This is a genomic window from Roseateles violae, from assembly GCF_030410485.1.
GTDB classification, from domain to species: Bacteria; Pseudomonadota; Gammaproteobacteria; order Burkholderiales; family Burkholderiaceae_C; genus Roseateles_D; species Roseateles_D violae.
The window spans coordinates 1,039,762-1,061,942 of record NZ_JAUHHC010000001.1; the positions used below are offsets into that span (position 1 = coordinate 1,039,762).

General features: G+C 68.7%; 24 protein-coding genes. 21 read left to right on the top strand and 3 right to left on the bottom strand.

Annotated elements, in window-relative coordinates:
• The first annotated feature begins 40 nt into the window (after positions 1-40).
• From QWJ38_RS04775 to QWJ38_RS04785, 3 genes are all read left to right on the top strand, one after another.
• Positions 41-1,021 carry a Bug family tripartite tricarboxylate transporter substrate binding protein gene (locus tag QWJ38_RS04775; protein ID WP_290357892.1) on the top strand — a complete coding sequence of 327 codons (981 nt, stop codon included), beginning with the start codon at positions 41-43 and terminating at the stop codon, positions 1,019-1,021.
• Between the two features lie 132 nt (positions 1,022-1,153).
• On the top strand, positions 1,154-2,122 hold the full coding sequence (locus QWJ38_RS04780; protein ID WP_290357893.1) for an HDOD domain-containing protein: 969 nt from the start codon (positions 1,154-1,156) through the stop codon (positions 2,120-2,122).
• Positions 2,123-2,159: 37 nt separating this feature from the next.
• The gene (locus QWJ38_RS04785; RefSeq protein ID WP_290357894.1) at positions 2,160-4,031 is read left to right on the top strand and encodes an ATP-binding cassette domain-containing protein; all 1,872 of its coding nucleotides are present in this window, start codon (positions 2,160-2,162) and stop codon (positions 4,029-4,031) included.
• A 106-nt stretch (positions 4,032-4,137) separates the two neighbouring features.
• Here QWJ38_RS04785 and QWJ38_RS04790 read toward each other — a convergent pair whose 3' ends face one another.
• Both QWJ38_RS04790 and QWJ38_RS04795 read right to left on the bottom strand, forming a co-directional pair.
• Positions 4,138-4,941, bottom strand: coding sequence for a fumarylacetoacetate hydrolase family protein (locus QWJ38_RS04790; RefSeq protein WP_290357895.1), 804 nt, complete (start codon positions 4,939-4,941; stop codon positions 4,138-4,140).
• Between the two features lie 53 nt (positions 4,942-4,994).
• A complete protein-coding gene (locus tag QWJ38_RS04795; protein WP_290357896.1) occupies positions 4,995-6,470 on the bottom strand; it encodes an aminotransferase-like domain-containing protein in 1,476 nt (491 codons plus the stop codon).
• A gap of 73 nt (positions 6,471-6,543) precedes the next feature.
• Here QWJ38_RS04795 and QWJ38_RS04800 point away from each other — a divergent pair, with 73 nt between their 5' ends.
• The 7 genes from QWJ38_RS04800 to QWJ38_RS04830 all read left to right on the top strand — a co-directional run bounded on the left by QWJ38_RS04800 (position 6,544) and on the right by QWJ38_RS04830 (position 12,253).
• Positions 6,544-7,470, top strand: a complete 927-nt coding sequence (locus tag QWJ38_RS04800; protein WP_290357897.1) for a DMT family transporter — start codon at positions 6,544-6,546, stop codon at positions 7,468-7,470.
• The gene (locus QWJ38_RS04805; RefSeq protein WP_290357898.1) at positions 7,467-8,171 is read left to right on the top strand and encodes an aspartate/glutamate racemase family protein; all 705 of its coding nucleotides are present in this window, start codon (positions 7,467-7,469) and stop codon (positions 8,169-8,171) included. The genes QWJ38_RS04800 and QWJ38_RS04805 overlap by 4 nt, the downstream gene beginning before the upstream one ends.
• A 35-nt stretch (positions 8,172-8,206) precedes the next feature.
• Positions 8,207-9,415, top strand: a complete 1,209-nt coding sequence (locus tag QWJ38_RS04810; RefSeq protein WP_290357899.1) for an aminotransferase-like domain-containing protein — start codon at positions 8,207-8,209, stop codon at positions 9,413-9,415.
• Between the two features lie 84 nt (positions 9,416-9,499).
• Positions 9,500-10,342 (top strand): PhzF family phenazine biosynthesis protein, encoded by an 843-nt coding sequence (locus tag QWJ38_RS04815; RefSeq protein ID WP_290357900.1) that lies wholly within the window; start codon positions 9,500-9,502, stop codon positions 10,340-10,342.
• On the top strand, positions 10,342-10,932 hold the full coding sequence (locus tag QWJ38_RS04820; RefSeq protein ID WP_290357901.1) for a VOC family protein: 591 nt from the start codon (positions 10,342-10,344) through the stop codon (positions 10,930-10,932). The genes QWJ38_RS04815 and QWJ38_RS04820 overlap by 1 nt, the downstream gene beginning before the upstream one ends.
• Positions 10,929-11,645, top strand: coding sequence for an alanyl-tRNA editing protein (locus QWJ38_RS04825; protein ID WP_290357902.1), 717 nt, complete (start codon positions 10,929-10,931; stop codon positions 11,643-11,645). The genes QWJ38_RS04820 and QWJ38_RS04825 overlap by 4 nt, the downstream gene beginning before the upstream one ends.
• The gene (locus QWJ38_RS04830) at positions 11,642-12,253 is read left to right on the top strand and encodes a glutathione S-transferase family protein (RefSeq protein ID WP_290357903.1); all 612 of its coding nucleotides are present in this window, start codon (positions 11,642-11,644) and stop codon (positions 12,251-12,253) included. The genes QWJ38_RS04825 and QWJ38_RS04830 overlap by 4 nt, the downstream gene beginning before the upstream one ends.
• A gap of 140 nt (positions 12,254-12,393) precedes the next feature.
• Here QWJ38_RS04830 and QWJ38_RS04835 read toward each other — a convergent pair whose 3' ends face one another.
• A complete protein-coding gene (locus QWJ38_RS04835; RefSeq protein ID WP_290358061.1) occupies positions 12,394-12,843 on the bottom strand; it encodes a c-type cytochrome in 450 nt (149 codons plus the stop codon).
• A 128-nt stretch (positions 12,844-12,971) separates the two neighbouring features.
• On the opposite strand from QWJ38_RS04835, the gene QWJ38_RS04840 reads away from it, so the two are divergent.
• From QWJ38_RS04840 to atpD, 11 genes are all read left to right on the top strand, one after another.
• Entirely contained in the window at positions 12,972-13,658 is a 687-nt protein-coding gene (locus tag QWJ38_RS04840; RefSeq protein WP_290357904.1) for a cytochrome b/b6 domain-containing protein, read from the top strand.
• Positions 13,659-13,689: 31 nt separating this feature from the next.
• The gene (locus QWJ38_RS04845; RefSeq protein ID WP_290357905.1) at positions 13,690-14,178 is read left to right on the top strand and encodes a GNAT family N-acetyltransferase; all 489 of its coding nucleotides are present in this window, start codon (positions 13,690-13,692) and stop codon (positions 14,176-14,178) included.
• A 71-nt stretch (positions 14,179-14,249) separates the two neighbouring features.
• Positions 14,250-15,164: an SMP-30/gluconolactonase/LRE family protein gene (locus tag QWJ38_RS04850; protein ID WP_290357906.1), complete on the top strand. Its 915-nt coding sequence runs from the start codon at positions 14,250-14,252 to the stop codon at positions 15,162-15,164.
• Positions 15,165-15,302: 138 nt separating this feature from the next.
• Positions 15,303-15,821, top strand: a complete 519-nt coding sequence (locus QWJ38_RS04855; protein WP_290357907.1) for an ATP synthase subunit I — start codon at positions 15,303-15,305, stop codon at positions 15,819-15,821.
• Positions 15,822-15,823: 2 nt separating this feature from the next.
• The gene (atpB, locus tag QWJ38_RS04860) at positions 15,824-16,702 is read left to right on the top strand and encodes a F0F1 ATP synthase subunit A (protein WP_290357908.1); all 879 of its coding nucleotides are present in this window, start codon (positions 15,824-15,826) and stop codon (positions 16,700-16,702) included.
• 53 nt (positions 16,703-16,755) lie between these two features.
• On the top strand, positions 16,756-17,025 hold the full coding sequence (atpE, locus tag QWJ38_RS04865) for a F0F1 ATP synthase subunit C (protein ID WP_290357909.1): 270 nt from the start codon (positions 16,756-16,758) through the stop codon (positions 17,023-17,025).
• Between the two features lie 39 nt (positions 17,026-17,064).
• The gene (locus QWJ38_RS04870; protein WP_290357910.1) at positions 17,065-17,535 is read left to right on the top strand and encodes a F0F1 ATP synthase subunit B; all 471 of its coding nucleotides are present in this window, start codon (positions 17,065-17,067) and stop codon (positions 17,533-17,535) included.
• Between the two features lie 2 nt (positions 17,536-17,537).
• Positions 17,538-18,071, top strand: coding sequence for a F0F1 ATP synthase subunit delta (locus QWJ38_RS04875; protein ID WP_290357911.1), 534 nt, complete (start codon positions 17,538-17,540; stop codon positions 18,069-18,071).
• An 87-nt stretch (positions 18,072-18,158) separates the two neighbouring features.
• Positions 18,159-19,718, top strand: coding sequence for a F0F1 ATP synthase subunit alpha (gene atpA / locus QWJ38_RS04880; protein WP_290357912.1), 1,560 nt, complete (start codon positions 18,159-18,161; stop codon positions 19,716-19,718).
• A 58-nt stretch (positions 19,719-19,776) separates the two neighbouring features.
• On the top strand, positions 19,777-20,649 hold the full coding sequence (gene atpG / locus QWJ38_RS04885) for a F0F1 ATP synthase subunit gamma (RefSeq protein WP_290357913.1): 873 nt from the start codon (positions 19,777-19,779) through the stop codon (positions 20,647-20,649).
• 53 nt (positions 20,650-20,702) lie between these two features.
• The gene (gene atpD, locus QWJ38_RS04890) at positions 20,703-22,124 is read left to right on the top strand and encodes a F0F1 ATP synthase subunit beta (protein WP_290357914.1); all 1,422 of its coding nucleotides are present in this window, start codon (positions 20,703-20,705) and stop codon (positions 22,122-22,124) included.
• The last annotated feature ends 57 nt before the right edge of the window (positions 22,125-22,181 follow it).

Here is a 22,181-nt window from a genome sequence, read left to right on the forward strand (position 1 = left end):
ACGGGACGAATCGAGACGCCAACCACAACAGGAGACGACGATGACCATGATCAACAGACGCGATGTATCGCTGGCCCTGGCCGCTTTGCTGGCCGGTGTCGGCAGCCGCGTGGCGGCCCAGGCCGGGCTGCCGCGCATCCTGGTCGGCTTTCCGGCCGGCGGCTCGGTGGACACGACGGCGCGCCGCGTCGCCGATGCCTGGCGCGGCCGCATGGCCGAGTCGGTGATCGTCGAGCAGAAGGTCGGCGCCGGCGGCCGCCTGGCCATCGGCGCGCTGAAGGACGCGGCGCCGGACGGCCAGACCATGCTGCTGAGCCCGTCCTCGATGTTCACGATCTACCCCCATGCCTACCGCAAGCTGGCCTACAAGCCGGAGTCGGATGTGATCCCGGTCGCGCCGCTGGCCTTGTCGACCTGCGGCTTCGGCGTCGGGCCCATGGTGCCGGCCTCGGTGAAGACCCTGGCCCAGTTCGTCGACTGGGCCAAGGCCAATCCGCAGAGCGCCGCCTATGCCTCGCCGGCGGCCGGCGCGATGCCGCATTTCCTGGGCAACCAGTTCGAGCGCGCGGCCGGCATGAAGCTGACCCATGTGCCCTACCGCGGCGCGGCGCCCGGCATGCAGGACCTGATGGGCGGCCAGATCGCCTCCGGCTGCTTCAGCATCGGGGACTTCCTGCCGCATCTGGCCGGCGGCCGGGTGCGCCTCTTGGGCGTCACCGATGCCAAGCGCTCGCGCTTCGCGCCCGAGGCGGCGACCTTCGAGGAGCAGGGCTTCAAGGGCATCGACGGGGTCGAGAGCTACGGCCTCTTCCTGCCGGCCAAGACGCCGCAGCCGTTGGTCGATCGTCTGGCCGATCTGGCCCGTGTCGCGCTGCGCGAGAGCGCCGTCACCGAGGGCCTGGCCAAGCTCGGCTTCGAGCCCTTCCAGATGGGCTCGGCCGACTATGCGCGCCGGCTGGCCAGCGAGCGCGAGCAATGGGGGCCCATCGTCAAGGCCTCGGGTTTCTCCTCGGATGACTGACAGGTGAACAATCACATTCGGGCCGTGGTGCGACGAAATTAACGGTTAGGCCGCGCGAGTCCGGGCATCATCGCGGCGCCTGCAACAGCAGGCAGAGCAAACTCGCGTCAATCTGGCATCCCTCGCCCGGCCATGTGGAACTTCTTCTCGCGTCGCGCTTCGCGCGGCGCCCACGCCAATGCCGCCGCGCCGCTCATCCCGGCGCCGGCGGCCGCAGCTCTTGCCGCCATGCCGCTGCCGGCCGAGCCCGATCTCGATGCGCGCTTCAGCGCCCGGCTGCTGGACGTCGAGCTGGCCGATCCGGCCGAGATCGCCCGCGCCGAGCGGGCGCTGCTGACCCGGCTCGAGGACCTGAACCGCGCCGGTCTGGCCAGCGGCCTGGTGTCGCGGCTGCCCGTGACCCTGCCGCGCCTGCTGACCCTGGTGCGCCGCGACGATGTCTCCAACCGCGAGCTGGCCGCCCATCTGGCGCGCGACACCGCGCTGCTGGGCGAGGTGATCCGCCTGGCCAATTCGCCGCGCTACCGCGGCCAGGGCCGCATCGCCAATCTGGAGGCGGCCGTGCAGCTGCTGGGCCAGAGCGGCCTGCAGCAGCTGGTCAGCCGCGTGCTGATGGGGCCGGTGTTCAACCGCCAGCAAGGCCATTTCAGCCGCAGCGCCAGCACCCATCTGTGGGCCCATGCCGAACGCTGCGCGCTGGCCTGCGCCTTTCTGCGCCTGGGCCAGGCCGATCATTTCGACGCCTATCTGGCCGGCATGCTGGCCAATGCCGGCCTGATCGCCGCGCTGCGCGTGCTGGACCAGGACTACCTCGCGCCGGTGCTGTCGAGCTCGCCGCAGTTCCATGCGGCGCTGATCGAGGTGACCGCGCGGCTGTCGGTCCATATCGCCGGGCTGTGGGACTTCCCGCCCAGCGTGGTCGAGGCCCTGCAGCTGCGCGCGCGCCGCGAGGCGCCGCCGCGTCCCGGCAGCCTGGCCGCCGACCTGCTGCGCGCCGACCGGCTCGCCAAGCTGCATCTGCTGGGCCTGCCGGCACCGGCGTCGCTGGCGGCCGACGAGCAGCGCTGCTGGCAGGAGTTGCAGCGGGTCTTCAGCCCCTGAGGCCGGCTTCCGGCGGCCTCAACGACAATGGAGGGCTATGGCAGTCCTCTCCATCTCCAACGCCCATCTCGCCTACGGTCATGTGCCGCTGCTCGATGGCGCCAATTTCGCGCTCGAGACCGGCGAGCGCGTCGGCCTGATCGGCCGCAACGGCACTGGCAAGTCCTCGCTGCTGAAGATCCTGGCCGGCCTCGAGAAGCTCGACGACGGCCTGCTGCAGCTGCAGCAGGGCCTGAGCAGCGTCTACGTGCCGCAGGAGCCGGCGCTGCGCGCCGAGGCGACGATCTTCGAGGTCGTCAGCGAGGGCGTGGCCGAGCACAAGGCCTTGCGCGCGCGCTACGAGCGCCACGAGGAAGGCGACGATCTGGCCTGGGTGCAGGAGCGCATCGAGCATATCGGCGCCTGGAACTGGGAACAGCGCGTCGACGAGACCCTGCACCGCCTGGGCCTGGACGGCGCGCGCATCGTCGGCGCGCTGTCCGGCGGGCTGAAGAAGCGCGTCGCCCTGGCGCGCGCCCTGGTCGCGCAGCCCGACGTGCTGCTGCTCGACGAGCCGACCAACCACCTCGATCTGGAGGCGATCCGCTGGCTGGAGGAGCTGCTGAACAATTTCCAGGGCTCGCTGCTGCTGATCACCCACGACCGCGCCTTCCTCGACAACGTGGCCAACCGCATCGTCGAGCTGGACCGTGGCCAGCTGCGCGGCTACCCGGGCAACTTCGCCGCCTTCCAGGCCGCCAAGGCCTATGAGCTGGAGAACGAGGCGCTGGCCAATGCGCGCTTCGACAAGCTGCTGGCGCAGGAGGAGGTCTGGATACGCAAGGGCGTGGAGGCGCGACGCACCCGCTCGGTCGCGCGCGTGCAGCGCCTGCAGCAGATGCGGGCCGAGCACGCGGCGCGCCGCGATGTGCAGGGCAAGGTGCGGCTGGACATCGACACCGGCGCGGCCAGCGGCAAGATCGTCGCCGAGCTGGACAAGGTGTCCAAGCGCTATGGCGAGCGCGACATCGTGCGCGACTTCACGGCCACCATCCTGCGCGGCGACAAGGTCGGCCTGGTGGGCCCCAACGGCGCCGGCAAGACCACGCTTTTGAAGCTGATCCTCGGCGAGCTGGCGCCGGACAGCGGCACGGTCAAGCTGGGCAGCAAGATGGCCGTTGCCTATTTCGATCAGATGCGCGACGCGCTGAATCTGGAGGCGACCCTGGCCGACACGATCAGCCCCGGCAGCGAATGGATCGAGATCGGCACGCAGAAAAAGCATGTGAAGAGCTATCTGGGCGACTTCCTGTTCTCGCCGGCGCGCGCCGACTCGCCGGTCAAGAGCCTGTCGGGCGGCGAGCGCAACCGCCTCTTGCTGGCGCGCCTGTTCGCGCGGCCGGCCAATGTGCTGGTGCTGGACGAGCCGACCAACGATCTGGACATCGAGACCCTGGAGCTGCTGGAGGAGTTGCTGGCCGACTACGACGGCACCGTCTTCCTGGTCAGCCACGACCGGCGCTTTCTCGACAACGTCGTCACCTCGACCATCGTCAGCGAGGGCGAGGGCCGCTGGCGCGAGTACGAGGGCGGCATCGAGGACTGGCTGATCCAGAGCAAGCGCGCCGCGGCCATCCAGGCCAGGCCGGCGCCCGCGTCGGCCCCGCCGCCCGCGCCGGCTCCCGTCCCTGCGCCGGTCGTCGCCACCAAGAAGAAGCTCAGCTACAAGGAGCAGCGCGAGCTGGACGAACTGCCCGGCAAGATCGCCGCGCTGGAGGCCGAGCAGCTGCAGATCAATGCGCTGCTGAACGGCAGCGAGCTCTACACCCAGGGCGCGGCCCGCATCGCCGAGGTGACCGAACGCGCCGGCCAGATCGACGAGGAGCTGCTGGCGCTGATGGAGCGCTGGGAAGTGCTCGAGGCGAAGTAGCAGCCCCTCGCCCAGGGCTTACCCGGGCGGTCCCCCGAGGGGACTCGGCCGCCCGCCGGTCGGTCGATCAAGTCGTTCTTGGGACTGCCCGGCGAACGACTCGAGTTCAAATCCGGACTTCGACGGCCGCGATGCCGTCGAAGGCGACGCGCGCGCGATCGCCGGCCTGCAGGCCCTTGACGACCAGCCAGGCGCCGGTCGTGACCACGCTGCCGGCCGGCAGCGCCTGGCCGTGGCGGCTCGCGTGGCGCAGCCAGTCCAGCACCAGCCAGCCCGGATCGCCCAGCGCGTGGCTGCCGCGAGCGCTCTGCGCGGCGGCGCCATTGATCGCGATCGAGCAGCGCTGCGCCGACCAGTCGACATCGCGGCGCAGCGGCAACCAGGGCGCCAGCGCCAAGGCGCCATGCGATTGCGCATCGGCCATGCGCAGCAGGGCCGGCGCCTCGCCACCTTGCTGCCAGCGGGAGCTGACCAGCTCGGCCGAAACGGTCATCGCGTCGATCAGCGCCAGCGCCTCTTCGCGCGTCAGCGCGGCGGCCTGTTCGGCCGTCACTGTGGAGCCCAGGCGCAAGGCGATCTCGGCCTCGATGGCCGGCGCGTGCAGCCGCAGATCGGCGACCTCGACGGCCCCGCCGTCCACGGCGCCACGCACGCCCTTCGGCGCCAGCGGCGCATGCAGGATGGCCGCCGCGCGCGAGGCGCCGCCGGACTTCCAGTGCTGCGGCTGGCCGGCCGGCAGCCAGCCGAGCGCGGCGGCCAGACCGTCATGGACCGCATAGGCGGCCGCCTCGTCCGGCACGCTGCCGGCAAAGGCCTCGGCATCGAGCCGCCGGCCCAGGCGCCAGGCCTCGCTGAGCGCTTCGACCAGGCGGGCATCGGGGGCGGGATGGGCTGAGGATGGGACGGACATGGTCATCGATTCGCGAGTCAGGCCAGCGATCGTAGCCGGATGCCGTGCCTGGCTCAGCCGCCGTCGCGCAGGCGCTGCAGCAGGGCCCAGAAGCGCGCGTCCTGCGAGGTCGCGAAATTGATGCGCATCAGGCTGCCGGCCTGGCGGGTCGCGCTGAACAGCAGACCCGGCGCGGTCAGCCAGCCGGCGTCGAGCAGGCGCTGGGCCAGGCGCTCGGTGTCGAGGCCGACGTCGATCCAGCCGAACAGGCCCTGCGGCGGGGTGACGAAGCGGCAGCCGGCCTCGTGGCATAGGCGCACGACGCGCTGGCGCGCCGCGTCGAGCCGGCCCAGCACCCGCTCGGCATGGCGGCGCAGCTGGCCCTGCTCCAGGCACAGCGCCACCGCCCGTTCGGTCAGCGGGCTGGTCGTCAAGGTCGACAGCAGCTTCAGATCGGTCAGCTTCTGCACCCGGTCGGCGCTGGCGGCCAGATAGCCGACGCGCCAGGCCGGGGTCATGATCTTGGAGAAGCCGGACACGTAGACGGTGCGGCGCAGTCCGTCCAGGGCCGACAGCCGGGGCGCATGGTTGGGCGCCATGAAGGCATAGGTGTCGTCCTCGACGATGGTCAGATCGGCCGCCTCGGCCAGGCGCAGGATCTGGTGCGCCTGCGCCAGGGTCAGGCTGTTGCCGGTCGGGTTGTGCAGCACCGAGACGGTCACATACATGCGCGGCCGGTGCTGCTCGATCAGGCTCTGCATCACCGCCAGATCGGGCCCGTCGGCGGCGCGCGGCACCGGCAGCAGGCGCATGCCGGCCTGGCTCAGCCGCGCGTACTCGATCGCCCAGCCCGGGTCGTCGACCAGCACCGCGTCGCCGGGCTGCAGCAGGCTGCGGGTGATCAGGTCCAGCGCATGGGTGGCGCCGACGGTGGTCACCAACTGCTCGGGTGCCGCGGCGACGCCCAGGTCCGCCAGCCGCCGGGCCAGCGCCTCGCGCAGCCGCGCGTCGCCGCCGGGCTCGCCGTAATGCTGGGCGAGCTGGTCCGGGCCCTCGCTTTGCGTCAGCACCTTGCGCATCGCGCTCTGCAGCATCGGCAGGTCCAGCCAGTCGGCCGGCAGGGTGCCCAGGCCCGGCGCGCTGCGCGCATCGGCCTGGAACATGCCGCGGATCAGCGCGGTCGCGTCGACCGGCCGCGAAGCCAGCGCCGCCGGCGGCGCGCTGCTCGCCGCGGGCACAGGGCGGCGCGCCGGCTGGGCCAGCTCGCGCACGAAGAAGCCGCGCTGCTTGCGCGCTTCCAGCAGGCCCTGGGCCAGCAGCTGGTCGTAGGCGGCGACCACGGTGTAGGGGCTGACGCCATGGTGGCGCGCGCATTCGCGCACCGAGGGCAGGCGGGTGCCGGGCAGGATCAGGCGCTGGGCGATGCGCTCGGCAAAGCGCCGCGCCAGCTGCTGGGCCAGCGGTTCGCTGGACGCGCGCGACAGCGCGCTGCCGGCCGAGGCGCCGCTGGGCGCGCGGGTGGGGGAGGGGACGCTTGTGCCGGTATCCATGCCAATACAGATCGCGTGTTTGTATGGAAAAGTGTACTGGTTCTGTACTGGTTGTGGCGGCTAGACTGGGCCGATGCCCAGCCTTGCCACCCGCCCGACCGGCCCCACGAGCCCGGCCACCGATGCCGGTCGCGGCCTGCTGCTGGGTGCCGTCGGCGTGTTCATCTTCGCGCTGAGCATCCCGATGACGCGGCTGGCCGGCGGCAGCGCCGAGGCGCCGCAGCTGGATCCGGTCTTTGTCGCCATGGGCCGGGCGGCGCTGGCCGGCCTGCTGTCCATCGTCTATCTGTGGGCGACCGGCGCGCGCCGGCCGACGCGCGCCGAGCTGCGCGTGCTGGCGCTGACCGCCGCCGGCGTCGTGTTCGGCTGGCCGCTGTTCCTGGGCTGGGCGGTGCGCCATGTCGATGCGATCCATGCCTCGGTGATCTCCGGCGTGCTGCCGCTGGCCACGGCGGTGATCGCCGCGCTGGTGCTGCGCCAGCGGCCCTCGCTGGGCTTCTGGCTTTGCGCGCTGCTGGGCCTGACCCTGGTGCTGAGTTTTGCATGGTGGCGCGGCGCGGCCGGCTTCCAGTGGGCCGATGCCCTGCTGCTGCTGGCGGTGCTGAGCGCCTCGGCCGGCTATGTCTCGGGCGCCGGCATCAGCAAGCAGCTGACGGCCGAGCAGGTGATCTGCTGGGTGCTGGTGCTGAGCCTGCCGCTGACCCTGCCGATCGCCGCGCTCAACTGGCCCGCGCGGCCGGTCGCTTTCAGTGCCTGGGCCGGCTTCGCCTATGTCTCGCTGTTCTCGATGTGGATCGGCTTCTTTGCCTGGTACCGCGCGCTGGCCATCGGCGGCACCGTGCGGGTCAGCCAGGTGCAGGTGCTGCAGCCCTTCGCCTCGATGCTGCTGGCCGTGCCCCTGCTGGGCGAGCGGCTCGACCCGACCACCCTGCTGTTCGCTTGTGCCGTCATCGCGGTCGTCTGGGTGGGCAAGAAGATGCCGGTGGAGACGCAGCCATGAAAAGACTCGGCATCCTCGGCGGCATGAGCTGGGAATCGACCGCCCATCTGTACCGGTTGCTGAACCGCGAGGTCGCCGCGCGCCTGGGCGGCCTGCACAGCGCCGACCTGCTGATCCGCAGCGTCGACTTCGGCGCGATCGAGCCGCTGCAGCGCGCCGGCGACTGGGCCGAGGCCGCGCGCCTGCTCGGCGAGGCCGGCCGCGGCCTGCGCGCCGCCGGCGCCGAGGGGCTGCTGATCGCGACCAACACCATGCACAAGGTGGCCGACGAGGTCGAGGCCATCGCCGGCCTGCCGCTGATCCATATCGTCGATGCGACCGCGGCGGCCCTGAAAGCGGCCGGCGTCACGCGTGCCGGCCTGCTGGCCACCCGCTACACGATGGAGCAGGACTTCTACCGCCGCCGCATGGCCGAGCGCCATGGCATCGAGCTGCTGACGCCGGAGCCGCCGGCGCGCGCGGAGGTGCACCGCATCATCTACGAGGAGCTGTGCCGCGGCCGCATCCTCGCGGCCTCGCGCGACTTCTACCGCCGGACGGTGCGAGACTTGGCGTCTTGCGGGGCGCAGGCGGTGATCCTCGGCTGCACCGAGATCTGCCTGCTGCTGGACCCCGCCGATGAGGGCAGCGCGCTGCCGCTGTTCGACGGCACGGCCCTGCATGCGCGGGCCGCCGTCGACTGGATGCTGAAGAACGACTGATTTTTGATACCCGCCACGAAGTGAACGAGAACCGTATGAGCTCACCCTGGACCCAAGCCCGCCGCGCCGCGCGCATGAACCCCTCGATCATCCGCGAGATCCTCAAGGTCACCGAAAAGCCCGGCGTGCTGTCGATGGCCGGCGGCCTGCCCTCGGCCGACACCTTCCCGGTCGAGGCCTTGAAGGCGGCCTGCGACAAGGTGTTGAGCCAGAACGCCAAGGAGGCGCTGCAGTACGCGGCCAGCGAGGGTTTCGCGCCGCTGCGCCAATGGGTGGCCGAGCGCGTCAAGGCGCTGGGCCTGAACGTCTCGCCCGATCAGGTGCTGATCACCACCGGCTCGCAGCAGGGCCTGGATCTGGTCGGCAAGGTGCTGTGCGACGCCGGCGCGCCGGTGGCCGTCGAGACGCCGACCTATCTCGGCGCGCTGCAGGCCTTCACGCCCTATGAGCCGATCTTCACCAGTCTCGCTAGCGACGATCAGGGCCCGCTGCCCGAGGCGATCGGCAAGCTGCCGCACGATGCGCCGGGCACGCGTTTCATGTACCTGCTGCCGAACTACCAGAACCCGACCGGCCGCGTGATGAGCCTCGAGCGCCGCCAGGCCGTGATGGCCGCGGCCCGGGCCGCCGGCGTGCCCATCGTCGAGGACAACCCTTACGGCGATCTGTGGTTCGACGAGGCACCGCCGCAGGCACTGAGCTCGCTGTGGCCCGAGGGCAGCATCTACCTGGGCTCTTTCTCCAAGGTGCTGACGCCGGGCTTCCGCCTCGGCTACATCATCGCGCCGACCGAGCTGTACCCGAAGCTGCTGCAGGCCAAGCAGGCGGCCGATCTGCACACGCCGGGCTTCAACCAGCGCGTCGTGCACGAGGTCGTCAAGAGCGGCTTCCTCGACCAGCATGTGCCCAAGATCAGCGCGCTCTACAAGGCCAATCGCGACGCGATGGCCGAGGCGCTGCGTCAGCATCTGCCCGAGGGCTGCGAGTGGCAGAGCCCGCGCGGCGGCATGTTCTTCTGGATCCGCCTGCCCGAGGGCTTCGACGCGATGGCGCTGCTGCCGAAGGCCGTCGATGCCGGCATCGCCTTCGTGCCCGGCGCTGCCTTCTATGCGCAGCAGCCCGATCTGCGCACGATGCGCCTGTCCTTCGTCACGCTGACGCCCGAACTGATCCGCGACGGCGTCGCCATCCTCGGCCGCGTGCTGCGCGAGGCGCTGAACGCGCCGCAAGAGCCGACCCCGTGATGAGGGCGGCGGCGCGGGCGATATCCAGCAGAGAGACTGCCCGGCCGCTGCCTTTTCTGCAAACGAATCTTCCATGAGGTCGTGATGAGTCAGCTGCGCCGTTTCCTGCAAGTCGATGTGTTCACCGATCAGCCGCTGAAGGGCAATCCGCTGGCCGTCGTCGTCGATGCCGAAGGCCTGAGCGAGGCCGAGATGGCCGCATTCGCGCGCTGGACCAATCTCAGCGAGACCACCTTTCTGCTGCCGCCGACCGATCCGACGGCCGACTACCGCGTGCGCATCTTCACGCCGGGCGGCGAGCTGCCCTTTGCCGGCCATCCGACCCTGGGCTCGGCCCATGCCTTCATCGCCAGCGGTGGCGATGCGAAGAAGCCGGGCCGCCTGGTCCAGCAATGCGCGATCGGCCTGGTGACGATCCGGCGCGAGGGCGCGCGCCTGGCCTTCGACGCGCCGCCGCTGAAGAGGAGCGGCCCGGTCGAGGACGCGGCGCTGCGCGCGCAGGCGGCGCGCTCGCTGCGCCTGGCCGAGGACGAGCTGCTGGACCTGGTCTGGGTCGACAACGGCCCGGGCTGGATGGCCGCGCGCTTGCGCGACGCGGCGACGGTGCTGGCGCTGCAGCCCGATTTCGTCGCGATGAAGGGGCTGAAGCTGGGCGTCGTCGGCGCCTATCCGGCCGGCGCCCCCGAGCAGTTCGAGGTGCGCGCCTTCGTGCCCGACCTGGGCGTGCCCGAGGATCCGGTGACCGGCAGCCTGAACGCCGGTCTGGCCTTGTGGCTGCAGGGGGCGGGTCTTGCGCCCGATCGCTACATCGCCGGCCAGGGTGCCGCGCTGGGCCGGGCCGGCAAGGTGCATGTGCTGCGCGAGGGCGGGCATTGCTGGATAGGCGGCGACGTGCAGCCGCTGGTCCATGGCCAGTTGAGGCTCTGATGGTGATGGAGCTCGATCATCTGGTCGTCGGTGCCGCCACGCTCGATGAAGGCATTGCCTGGTGCGAACGGGTGCTGGGCGTCACGCCCGCGCCAGGCGGCCGGCATGCGCTGATGGGCACGCACAACCGGCTGCTGAACATCAGCGCACCGGCCTATCCGCGCACCTATCTGGAGATCATCGCGATCGATCCGGAGGCGCCCGGGCCGCAGGGCCGCGCGCGCTGGTTCGATCTGGATCAGCCGGCGCTGCAGGCGGCGCTGCGCGAGCGCGGGCCGGGCCTGATCCACTGGGTCTCGCGCGTCGCCAGCCTTGACGCGAGCCTGGCGCAATGGCAGGGCGAGGGCATAGACGGCGGCGAGCCGGTCGCGGCCTCGCGCGGGAGCTTGAGCTGGCGCATCGCGCTGCGGCCCGATGGCCGGCGCCTGCGCCGCGAGGGCCTGCCGCTGCTGATCGAATGGGGCGCCGCGCATCCGAGCGACACGCTGCCGGCCTGCGGCGTGCAATTGCTCAGCTTCGAGGCGCGCGACGGCCTGTCGGCCCGGCTGGCGACGCCAGGCGGCGAGCTGCGGCTGGAGCTGCTGGCATGACGGCCACCCTGGACCTGTTCCGCGAGGATGCGCAGCTGCGCGAATGCAGGGCGCAGCTGCTGCGCGCTGACGAGCGCGGCCTGCTGCTCGATCGCACGGTCTTCTATCCGCAGGGCGGCGGCCAGGCCGGCGATGCCGGCGTGCTGGAGCTGGCGGACGGCCGGCTGATCGTCATCGCCGATACCAGGAAGGGCGAGGGCGGCGAGATCCTGCACCTGCCCGCCGGCGGCCAGGACCTGAGCGCTCTGCAGACCGGCGCCATCGTGCGCGCGCGCATCGACTGGTCGCGCCGCTTTGCCCATATGCGCTTCCACACGGCCACGCATCTGCTGTGCGCGCTGGTGCCGCATCCGGTCGACGGCTGCTCGATCACGGCCGGCTATGCGCGGCTGGACTTCCATATGAGCGAGGCGCTGGACAAGGAGCAGCTCAGCGCCGGCCTCGCGCGCCTGGTCGCCGAGGCGCATCCGGTCGGCCACAGCTGGATCAGCGAGGAGGAACTCGACGCCAATCCGGGCCTGGTGCGCAGCATGAGCGTGCAACCGCCGCGCGGCATGGGCCGGGTGCGTGTGCTGAAGATCGACGGCGTCGATCTGCAGCCTTGTGGCGGGACGCATGTGTCGAATACCGCCGAGATCGGTTCGGTCGTGGTCACCAAGATTGAGAAGAAGAGTGCGATGACCCGCAGGGTCGTGCTGGGCTTCGCGTCATGAAACTGATCGGCAAGTCGGCGTCGATCAATGTCCGCAAGGTCTTGTGGACCTGTGCCGAACTGGGCCTGGCGCCCGAGCGCGAGGAACAACCCGATCTGGCCGCGCCGGCCTTCCGGGCGCTGAACCCGAACGCGATGGTGCCGGTGCTGCTCGATGGCGACTTCGTGCTGTGGGAGTCGAACAGCATCTGCCGCTATCTGGCCGGCCGCGCGGGACGCAGCGATCTGCTGCCGAGCGAGCCGCGCGAGCGGGCGCGGGTCGAGCAGTGGATGGACTGGCAGGCCGGCGAGTTCAACAACAGCTGGCGCTATGCCTTCATGAGCCTGGTGCGGCAAAGCCCCGCCCATCAAGACCCGGCCCTGCTGGCCGCCGGCGTCGCCGGCTGGCACCGCCATGCGGCGATCCTGGCGCGCCGGCTGGATGAAACCGGCGCCTATGCGGCCGGGGAGCGCTTCACGCTGGCCGACGTGGTGCTGGGTCTGTCGGTGCACCGCTGGCGCGCCGCGCCGCTGCCCGAGCGGCCGGCGTTGCCGGCGCTCGAACGCTATCTTGAGCGACTGGGCGAGCGAGAGGGTTTTGTCCGCTGGGGCCTGAACGGCGGACCTTGAATTCTTCGGGCCGAGCGCCGGGCCGCTCCCAAGCCGGCCCGCCTGGCGATGCGCTTGCCGGTCGATCCGGCAAGCATCGCCGTCTCCTCGGGGGACCGACTGCGCCCTCGGCGTTCAGCACGAGGGCACAGGCGAGGGGTTCACTTCTCCCGGTAGTTGTCGTGGCAGGCCTTGCAGCTCTTGCCCACCTCGCCGACGGCGACCTTGATCTGGTCCAAGCTGCCGCTCTTGGCGGCGGCATCGAGCTTGACGACCTCGGCCTGCATCTTCTCCGCCGCCTCGCGGAACTTCGGGGCTTCCTTCCAGATCTCGGGCTTGGCCTTGGTGTTGCCCAGGTCCGTGCCCTCGCCGAAGGCGCTGTAGGGCAGCTTGGAAACCAGCAGCACGATCTCGGCATTGGCGGCGGCGGCCTTGGCGTCGAAGGGCGCCTTGCCCTGGGCCATCGCGGCGATGCGGCCGAAATGATTGCCCATCAGCGTGAACGCGGCCTGGCGGTACTTGATCGCGTCTTCGGGCTTCTGGAACTGCGCGTGAGCCGGTGCACAGATCCCGGCCGCGCAGGCCAGGGCGAACAGGGTTTGCTTCATCATCATGCTGGCATCCTTCGATGGTTTTTGAGTGGCGGCCGACAGCCGGTCCGGCCGCGCGACCGAGTGTAGTGAAGCTGCGCAGATTTGGCTGCTGCGTTATCGTTGGCGCCCATCGGAAGGATTTGTGCATGGCTGAGGGCTTGCTTCAGAAGGTCAGGATCTGGGATCTGCCGACGCGGCTGTTCCACTGGGCGCTGGTGCTGTGCGTGATCGGCTCGGTCGCCAGCGCCAAGCTCGGCGGCAATGCGATGGTCTGGCATATGCGCCTGGGCTATGCGGTGCTGGCGCTGCTGGGCTTCCGCATCCTCTGGGGCCTGTTCGGCGGCCACTGGTCGCGCTTCTCGGCCTTTCTGTACGGCCCGGCGGCGCTGATCCGCTATCTGCGCGGCCGGCCGCGGCCCGACGATCATTTCGAGGTCGGCCACAGCCCGCTGGGCGCGGTCTCGGTGCTGGCCATGCTGGTCTGGATCCTCTTGCAGGTGGGGTCGGGTCTGATCGCCGACGACGAGATCGCGACCACGGGCCCGCTGATCCGCTTCGTCAGCGGCGAGGTCAGCCTGGCCTGGACCTCGTATCACAAGAGCTGGGGCCAATGGGGGCTGTACGCGCTGGTGAGCCTGCATGTGCTGGCCATCCTCTATTACCGGCTGGGCAGGGGCCGCAATCTGCTGGGCGCCATGTTCAGCGGCGACAAGCATTTGTCGGTCCAGGTGCCGGCGGCGCGCGATTCGCTGGCGACGCGGCTGTTCGCGCTGACCCTGCTGGGCGCCTGCGCGGCGGCGGTCTATCTGCTGGTGAGCCTGGAGACGCCCTGAAGCGCGCACCCAATCAGTAAACTGCGGCCCGATGGACAGCCCCGAGATACGCCTGATCGTCCCCGACACCGCCGAGGATTGGGAGGCGGCACGCGCGATCCTGCGCGACTACAGCGCCAGCCTGGCCATCGATCTGTGCTTCCAGAACTTCGAGGCCGAACTGGCCGGCCTGCCGGGCGACTATGCGCCGCCCTCGGGCATCCTGCTGCTCGCCCTGGTCGATGGCCAGGTGGCCGGCTGCGGCGGCTTTCGCAATCTGCCCGATGTCGACTATCCGAACGCCTGCGAGATGAAGCGGCTGTTCGTGCGTCCGGCCTTTCGCCGCTTCGGCCTCGGCCGCCTGCTGGCGCAGGCCTTGATCGACCGCGCCACCGAGGCCGGCTATTCGGCGATGCTGCTGGACACGCTGGACGATATGGAAGCCGCGCGCGGTCTCTACGAGAGCCTGGGCTTTGAGTCGGTGCCGCCCTACTACTTCAACCCGATCCCGGGTGCCCATTATCTGAAGACCGATCTCTGAGCCTCGCGCTTGCAAGCGCGAGCGGCGGCCGAATTTGAGTTACCGGCGATTACGGGCTTAGCATCGCCGGCATGACGATCAGCGACAACCAGCTCTACCGGGTCGAAGCGGCCCATCCCGCCCCCGCCACCCTAGGCGAATCGCCGCTGTGGAGCGCGGCCGAGCAATGCCTTTACTACGTCGACATTGCCGAGCGCCGGGTCTTGCGCTTCGACCCGGCCGACGGTGCGCTGCGCCATTGGCAGCTCGACGCCGAGCCCGGCTGCATCGCGCTCTTGGCCGATGGCGCGCTGGCGGTCGCGCAGCGCAATGGCCTGTGGCGGCTCGATCCGGCCACGGGCGCCCACACGCAAGTCGCCGCGGCGCCATTCGACAGCGCGAAGCAGCGCTTCAACGACGGCAAGCCCGATGGAGCGGGGCGGCTGTGGATCGGCACGATCGACGATGCGCGGCTGCCGCAGGCGACGCTGTACCGCTGGGCCGATGGCGGCTTCGCGGCGATGGCGGGCGGCATCGTCACCTCGAACGGCCTGGCCTGGAGCCCGGACCAAGGCCGGCTCTACTGGTCGGACACCAAGGCGCATGAGATCTACCGCCTGGACTTCGATCCGGCCGCCGGGGCGATCGGCGAGCGCCAGCTGTTCGCCAAGTTCGCGCCGCGCGCGGCCGAGCAGTCGCTCGACGAGTACGGCGGCCGGCCCGATGGTGCCGCGGTCGACGTCGAGGGCTGCTACTGGGTCGCGATGTACGAGGGACAGCGCCTGTTGCGCCTGTCGCCCGACGGGGAACTGCTGCGCGAGATCCGCCTGCCGGTGCGCTGCCCGACGATGCCGGCCTTTGGCGGCCCCGATCTGCGCACGGTGTACCTGACGACGGCCCGCGAGAAGCGCCCGGCCGCGGAACTGGCGGCCCAAGCCTGGGCCGGCTGTCTGCTGCGGCTGCGCGTCGAGGTGGCCGGATTGCCGGCGAATATTGCCCGTCTGTAAAGCGCCTGCCAGAACTTGGCGCGCCCGACAAGGGCGCCGCGCGCCGGGGGACCAGAAGGCTACATCAACAGCCCTGGCGGGAAACCGCGGGTTTCCACATATAATCTTTGGGTTTTGCCGACTGCCATCCCGATTGCCATGACCCATTCCGCCAGCGACGGGCCGATCAAAGCCCAGCGGCCGGCCGGGGCGGGTCTGGATTGGGAGGATGAGGTCGCCGAGCCGCCCTTCAAGGTCCTGACGCGAGAAGAAGCGCAGGCCTTGCGGGTCCGGCAAGGTGAGTTGCTGTCGCCCTGGCGCCTGGTTGCGCTGCAGGCGGTGGTCGGTGGAGTGATCGCTCTGGTCTGGTGGCTGGCCACCGGATCGGGCGGCAAAGCGGGGTCGGCCCTTTGTGGCGCGGCCGCGGTGGTGATGCCGAATGCCTTGATGGCATGGGGCATGGCCCGGGTTCTCGGAACGGCTCCCAGCGCCGCGGTGCTGGGCTTCATGTTCTGGGAACTGATCAAGATCATGTTGGCCGTTGCCATCTTGGCGGCGGCCGCGAAGTGGATGCCCGATCTGAGCTGGCCGGCCCTGCTGGTGGCGCTGATCGGGTGCTTGAAAGTCAATTGGTTGGCCCTGCTCTGGCGGGGCCGTAAGAAGCGAGACGGACACTGAAGATGGCAGCCGCAGAACACGCGCCCACCGCAGGTGAGTACATCACCCACCACCTGCAACATTTCCAGAAGAACTTCGCGTTCGAGAACGTCAAGCAGACGAGCATCGTCGACTTCGGCCTGTTCAATTTCGACTCGCTGGTCTATTCGATCCTGCTCGGCGCGATCGGCTGCTTCTTCCTGTGGCGCGCCGCGCGCAAGGCGACCTCGGGCGTGCCGGGCCGCTTCCAGGCCGCGGTCGAGATCCTGTCCGAGATGGTCGAGAACCAGGCCAAGGGCGTGATCCACAACGCCAGCAGCCGCAAGCTGGTGTCTCCGCTGGCGCTGACCGTGTTCGTCTGGATCTTCCTGATGAACGGCATGGACATGCTGCCGGTCGACCTGATCCCGAAGCTCTGGGGCGACTACAACGCCGCCACCGGCCATGACCCGCACCACGCCTATATGCGCGTCGTGCCGACCGCCGACCTGTCGACGACCCTGGGCCTGTCGACCAGCGTGCTGCTGATGTGCTTCTTCTACAGCATCAAGATCAAGGGCCTGGGCGGCTGGGGCCATGAGCTGATCTCGGCACCGTTCGGCGCGCACCCCGCGCTGTGGCCGTTCAACTTCCTGATGCAGCTGATCGAGTTCGTCGCCAAGACGGTCTCGCACGGCATGCGTCTGTTCGGCAATATGTTTGCCGGCGAGCTGGTGTTCATGCTGATCGCGCTGATGGGCGGCGCGTTCACGCTCTCGGCTGCGGGTATCGGTCTGGCCGTCGGCCATATCGTTGCCGGCACGGTGTGGACGCTGTTCCACATTCTGGTGATCACGCTGCAAGCCTTCATCTTCATGATGCTGACGCTGATCTACATCGGTCAGGCGCACGACGCCCACTGATCTTTCCCTCGTTTATTTCTTTCTCTCTTTCTTTTTCTCTCTAGGAGCTTCAAATGGAAAACATCCTCGGCCTCGTTGCACTGGCTTGCGGCATCATCGTTGGTCTGGGCGCTATCGGCGCTTCCATCGGCATCGCGCTGATGGGCGGCAAGTTCCTGGAGTCCTCGGCTCGCCAGCCCGAGCTGATGAACGAACTGCAAACCAAGATGTTCATTCTGGCCGGCCTGATCGACGCCGCCTTCCTGATCGGCGTGGCTATCGCCCTGCTGTTCGCCTTCGCCAACCCGTTCGCCGCCACGCTGCTGGCCAACGTTGCGCACTAATTCCCACCGTACCTTTCACGACTTGAAAGGGATCGTGCCGTGAATATCAACGCAACCCTATTCCTCCAGGCGATCGTCTTCGCGGTCCTGGTGTGGTTCACCATGCGTTTCGTGTGGCCCCCCATCACGAAGGCGCTGGACGAGCGGGCGCAGAAGATCGCCGACGGCCTGGCGGCCGCCGACAAGGCCAAGGCCGAGTTGGCGAACGCCAACAAGAAGGTCGACGAGCAGCTGGCGCAGACGCGCGGCGAGACCACCCGCCTGCTGGGCGACGCCGAAAAGCGCGCCGTGGCGATCGTGGAAGAAGCCAAGAAGCGTGCCGAAGACGAAGGCGCCAAGATCGTCGCCGCTGCCAAGGCCGAGGCCGAGCAGCAGGTCGTGCGCGCCCGCGAGGCCCTGCGCGAGCAGGTCGCCGCGCTGGCCGTCAAGGGTGCCGAGCAGATTCTGCAGCGCGAGGTCAACGCCTCGGTGCACGCCGAGCTGCTGGGCCGCCTGAAGACGGAGCTGTAAGCATGGCTGAGCTCGCAACCATTGCCCGTCCCTATGCCGAAGCGCTGTACCAGGTCGCCAAGGCGCATGACGTGAAGGCCTGGAGCACGCAGCTCGAGGCGCTGGCCCTGGTGGCCGGCAACGCCGAGCTGCGCCAGTTCGCCGACAACCCGAAGGCCACCGCCGAGCAGGTGTTCGACGTCACCGCCGCCGCTGTCAAGCAGCCGCTGGCCGAGGGCGTGCAGAACTTCCTGCGCGAGGTGATCGCCAACGGCAAGCTCGCGGCTTTGCCGGCAATGGTCGAGCAATTCCATGCTCTGGCCAATGCCGCCGAAGGCGTGGCCGATGCGCAGATCTTCAGCGCCTACCCGATCGCCGACGGCCAACTGGCCGAGGTCGTCGGCGCGCTGGAGAAGCGCTTCGGTCGCAAGCTCGAAGCCCATGTGTCGCTGGAACCCTCGCTGATTGGCGGCATTCGCGTGGTGGTTGGCGATGAGGTGCTGGACACCTCCGTCAAGGCCCGCCTGGAACGCATGAAAGTGGCGCTGACGGCCTGATCCGCCAAGGATCGGGCCGTGTAACGACACCGACCGAATCACCCCTGTGTCTGCCAGACCCCGACAGCCACACGATGGGAGCAAGCAATGCAACTGAATCCTGCAGAAATTTCTGAACTGATCAAGAGCCGCATCGAGGGCCTCGGCGCCTCGACGGACGTTCGCAACCAGGGCACCGTCGTGTCGGTGTCCGACGGCATCTGCCGCATCCACGGCCTCTCAGACGTGATGCAAGGCGAAATGCTGGAGTTCCCGGCCGGCGCCGATGGCCAGCCGGCTTTCGGCCTGGCCCTGAACCTCGAGCGCGACTCCGTCGGCGCCGTGATTCTGGGTGCCTACGAGCACATCTCGGAAGGCGACACCGTCAAGTGCACGGGCCGCATCCTGGAAGTGCCGGTCGGCCCCGAGCTGATCGGCCGTGTCGTCAACGCGCTGGGCCAGCCGATCGACGGCAAGGGCCCGATCAACGCCAAGATGACGGACGTGATCGAGAAGGTCGCCCCGGGCGTGATCGCGCGCAAGTCGGTGGACCAGCCGGTGCAGACCGGCCTGAAGTCGATCGACTCGATGGTTCCCGTCGGCCGTGGCCAGCGCGAGCTGATCATCGGCGACCGCCAGACCGGCAAGACCGCCGTGGCCATCGACGCCATCATCAACCAGAAGGGTCAGAACATGACCTGCGTCTACGTCGCGATCGGCCAGAAGGCTTCGTCGATCAAGAACGTGGTGCGCTCTCTGGAGCAGGCCGGCGCGATGGAGTACACCATCGTCGTGGCCGCCTCGGCCTCCGAATCGGCCGCGATGCAGTATGTGTCGGCCTACTCCGGCTGCACGATGGGCGAGTACTTCCGCGACCGCGGCCAAGACGCGCTGATCGTCTATGACGATCTGTCCAAGCAGGCCGTCGCCTACCGCCAGGTCTCGCTGCTGCTGCGCCGCCCGCCGGGCCGCGAAGCCTACCCGGGCGACGTGTTCTATCTGCACAGCCGTCTGCTGGAGCGTGCCGCTCGCGTCAACGCCGACTACGTCGAGGCCTTCACCAAGGGTGAGGTCAAGGGCAAGACCGGTTCGCTGACCGCGCTCCCCATCATCGAAACCCAAGCGGGTGACGTGTCCGCCTTCGTTCCGACCAACGTGATCTCGATCACCGACGGTCAGATCTTCCTGGAAACCAGCCTGTTCAACGCCGGCATCCGTCCCGCGATCAACGCCGGTATCTCGGTGTCGCGCGTCGGTGGCGCTGCCCAGACCAAGCTGATCAAGGGCCTGTCCGGCGGTATCCGTACCGACCTGGCGCAGTACCGTGAGCTGGCCGCGTTCGCGCAGTTCGCGTCGGACCTGGACGAGTCGACCCGCAAGCAGCTGGACCGCGGTGCCCGCGTGACCGAGCTGCTGAAGCAGGCCCAGTACTCGCCGCAGTCGATCAGCCTGATGGCCGCGACCTTGTATGCGGTGAACAAGGGCTTCATGGACAGCATCGACACCAAGAAGGTCCTGGCCTTCGAGCATGGTCTGCATCAGTACCTGAAGACCAGCCACGCCGCACTGCTGACCAAGCTGGAAGCCGACCAGGCTTTCGACAAGGAAGGCAAGTCCGAGGCCGAACTGAACGCCGCCATCACCGCGTTCAAGAAGTCCTTCGCTTAATGACCATGACCGGGCTGACTGAAGCAATTCAAGCGGCCCGGCCCTAACAGGAGAAATCATGGCATCAAGCAAGGAAATTCGCGGCAAGATCAAGTCGGTCGAGAACACCAAGAAGATCACCAAGGCCATGGAAATGGTCGCCGCTTCGAAAATGCGCAAGGCGCAGGATCGGATGCGCGCGGCCCGTCCCTACGCCGAGAAGATCGGCAATATCGCGGCCAATCTGTCGCAGGCCAACCCCGAGTACCAGCATCCCTTCCTCGTCAAGAACGAGCAGGCGAAGACCGCGGGCTATGTGGTGGTGACGACGGACAAGGGTCTGTGCGGTGGTCTGAACACCAATCTGCTGCGCGCCACGACGAGCAAGCTGAAGGACATGGAAGCCGCCGGCCAGCAGGCCGAGGTCGTTGCCATCGGCAACAAGGGCCTGGGCTTCATGAACCGCATCGGTGCCAAGGTCGTCGCGCATGCGGTGCAGCTGGGCGACCAGCCGCACCTGGACAAGATCATCGGCCCGGTCAAGGTGCTGCTGGACCAGTATGCCGAAGGCAAGCTGTCCGCCGTCTACCTCTGCTACACCCGCTTCATCAACACCATGAAGCAGGAGCCGGTCGTGCTGCAGCTGCTGCCGCTGGCCGCCGAGAGCATGAAGACGGCCGGTGGCTCGCACTCGTGGGACTACATCTACGAGCCCGATGCCGCCACGGTGATCGACGACCTGCTGCTGCGCTACACCGAGGCGCTGGTTTACCAGGCCGTGGCCGAGAACATGGCGTCCGAGCAATCGGCACGCATGGTGGCGATGAAGGCCGCAACCGACAACGCGGGCACCCTGATCGGTGAGCTGAAGCTGGTCTACAACAAGACCCGCCAGGCCGCGATCACCAAGGAACTGTCCGAGATCGTCAGTGGCGCGGCCGCGGTGGGTTGATCCCCGCCACCCGCCCAACCGATTGCTACGAATACTGATTGATAGGAACTGATATGTCGAACACTCAAACCAACGCGGTTGGCAAGATCGTTCAGTGCATTGGCGCCGTCGTGGACGTGGAATTCCCGCGCAACCAGATGCCCAAGATCTATGACGCGCTGAAGATGCAAGGCTCGGCACTGACGCTGGAAGTCCAGCAGCAGCTGGGCGACGGCGTCGTGCGTACGATTGCCCTGGGTTCGTCGGACGGCCTGCGCCGCGGCACCGAGGTCTACAACACCGGCGACAACATCAAGGTGCCGGTCGGCAAGGCAACGCTCGGCCGCATCATGGACGTGCTGGGCAACCCGATCGACGAGCGCGGCCCGGTCTCGCATGAGCTGACCGCCTCGATCCACCGCGCGGCCCCGGCCTACGACGAGCTGTCGCCGTCGCAGGATCTGCTGGAAACCGGCATCAAGGTGATCGACCTGATCTGCCCGTTCGCCAAGGGCGGCAAAGTGGGTCTGTTCGGTGGCGCCGGCGTCGGCAAGACCGTCAACATGATGGAGCTGATCAACAACATCGCCAAGGCCCACTCGGGTCTGTCGGTGTTCGCTGGCGTCGGCGAGCGTACCCGCGAGGGCAACGACTTCTATCACGAGATGTCGGACTCCAACGTCGTCGTGCAGGACAAGCTCGAAGACTCCAAGGTCGCGATGGTCTACGGCCAGATGAACGAGCCGCCGGGCAACCGTCTGCGCGTCGCGCTGACCGGCCTGACGATCGCCGAGTCGTTCCGTGACGAAGGCCGTGACGTGCTGTTCTTCGTCGACAACATCTACCGCTACACGCTGGCCGGTACCGAAGTGTCGGCGCTGCTGGGCCGTATGCCTTCCGCCGTGGGCTACCAGCCGACGCTGGCCGAGGAAATGGGCCGTCTGCAGGAGCGCATCACCTCGACCAAGGTCGGCTCGATCACCTCGATCCAGGCCGTCTACGTGCCGGCGGATGACCTGACCGACCCGTCGCCGGCCACGACCTTCGCCCACCTGGACGCTACCGTCGTGCTGTCGCGTGACATCGCCTCGCTGGGTATCTACCCGGCCGTCGATCCGCTCGACTCGACCTCGCGCCAGATCGACCCGAACGTGGTCGGCGAAGAGCACTACAACACGACCCGCGCCGTGCAGGCCGTGCTGCAGCGCTACAAGGAACTGCGCGACATCATCGCAATCCTGGGCATGGACGAGCTGTCGCCGGAAGACAAGCTGGCCGTGGCCCGCGCCCGCAAGATCCAGCGTTTCCTGTCGCAGCCCTTCCACGTGGCCGAGGTCTTCACCGGCTCGCCGGGCAAGTACGTGCCGCTGAAGGAAACGATCCGCGGCTTCAAGATGATCGTGGCCGGCGAGTGCGATGCGCTGCCGGAGCAGGCCTTCTACATGGTCGGCACGATCGACGAAGCGTTCGAAAAGGCGAAGAAGCTGGCGGCCTGATGTCCGGGCGGGGCGTGAGCCCCGCTGCGACAGCAGACCGACTCTTCTGACAGCTAG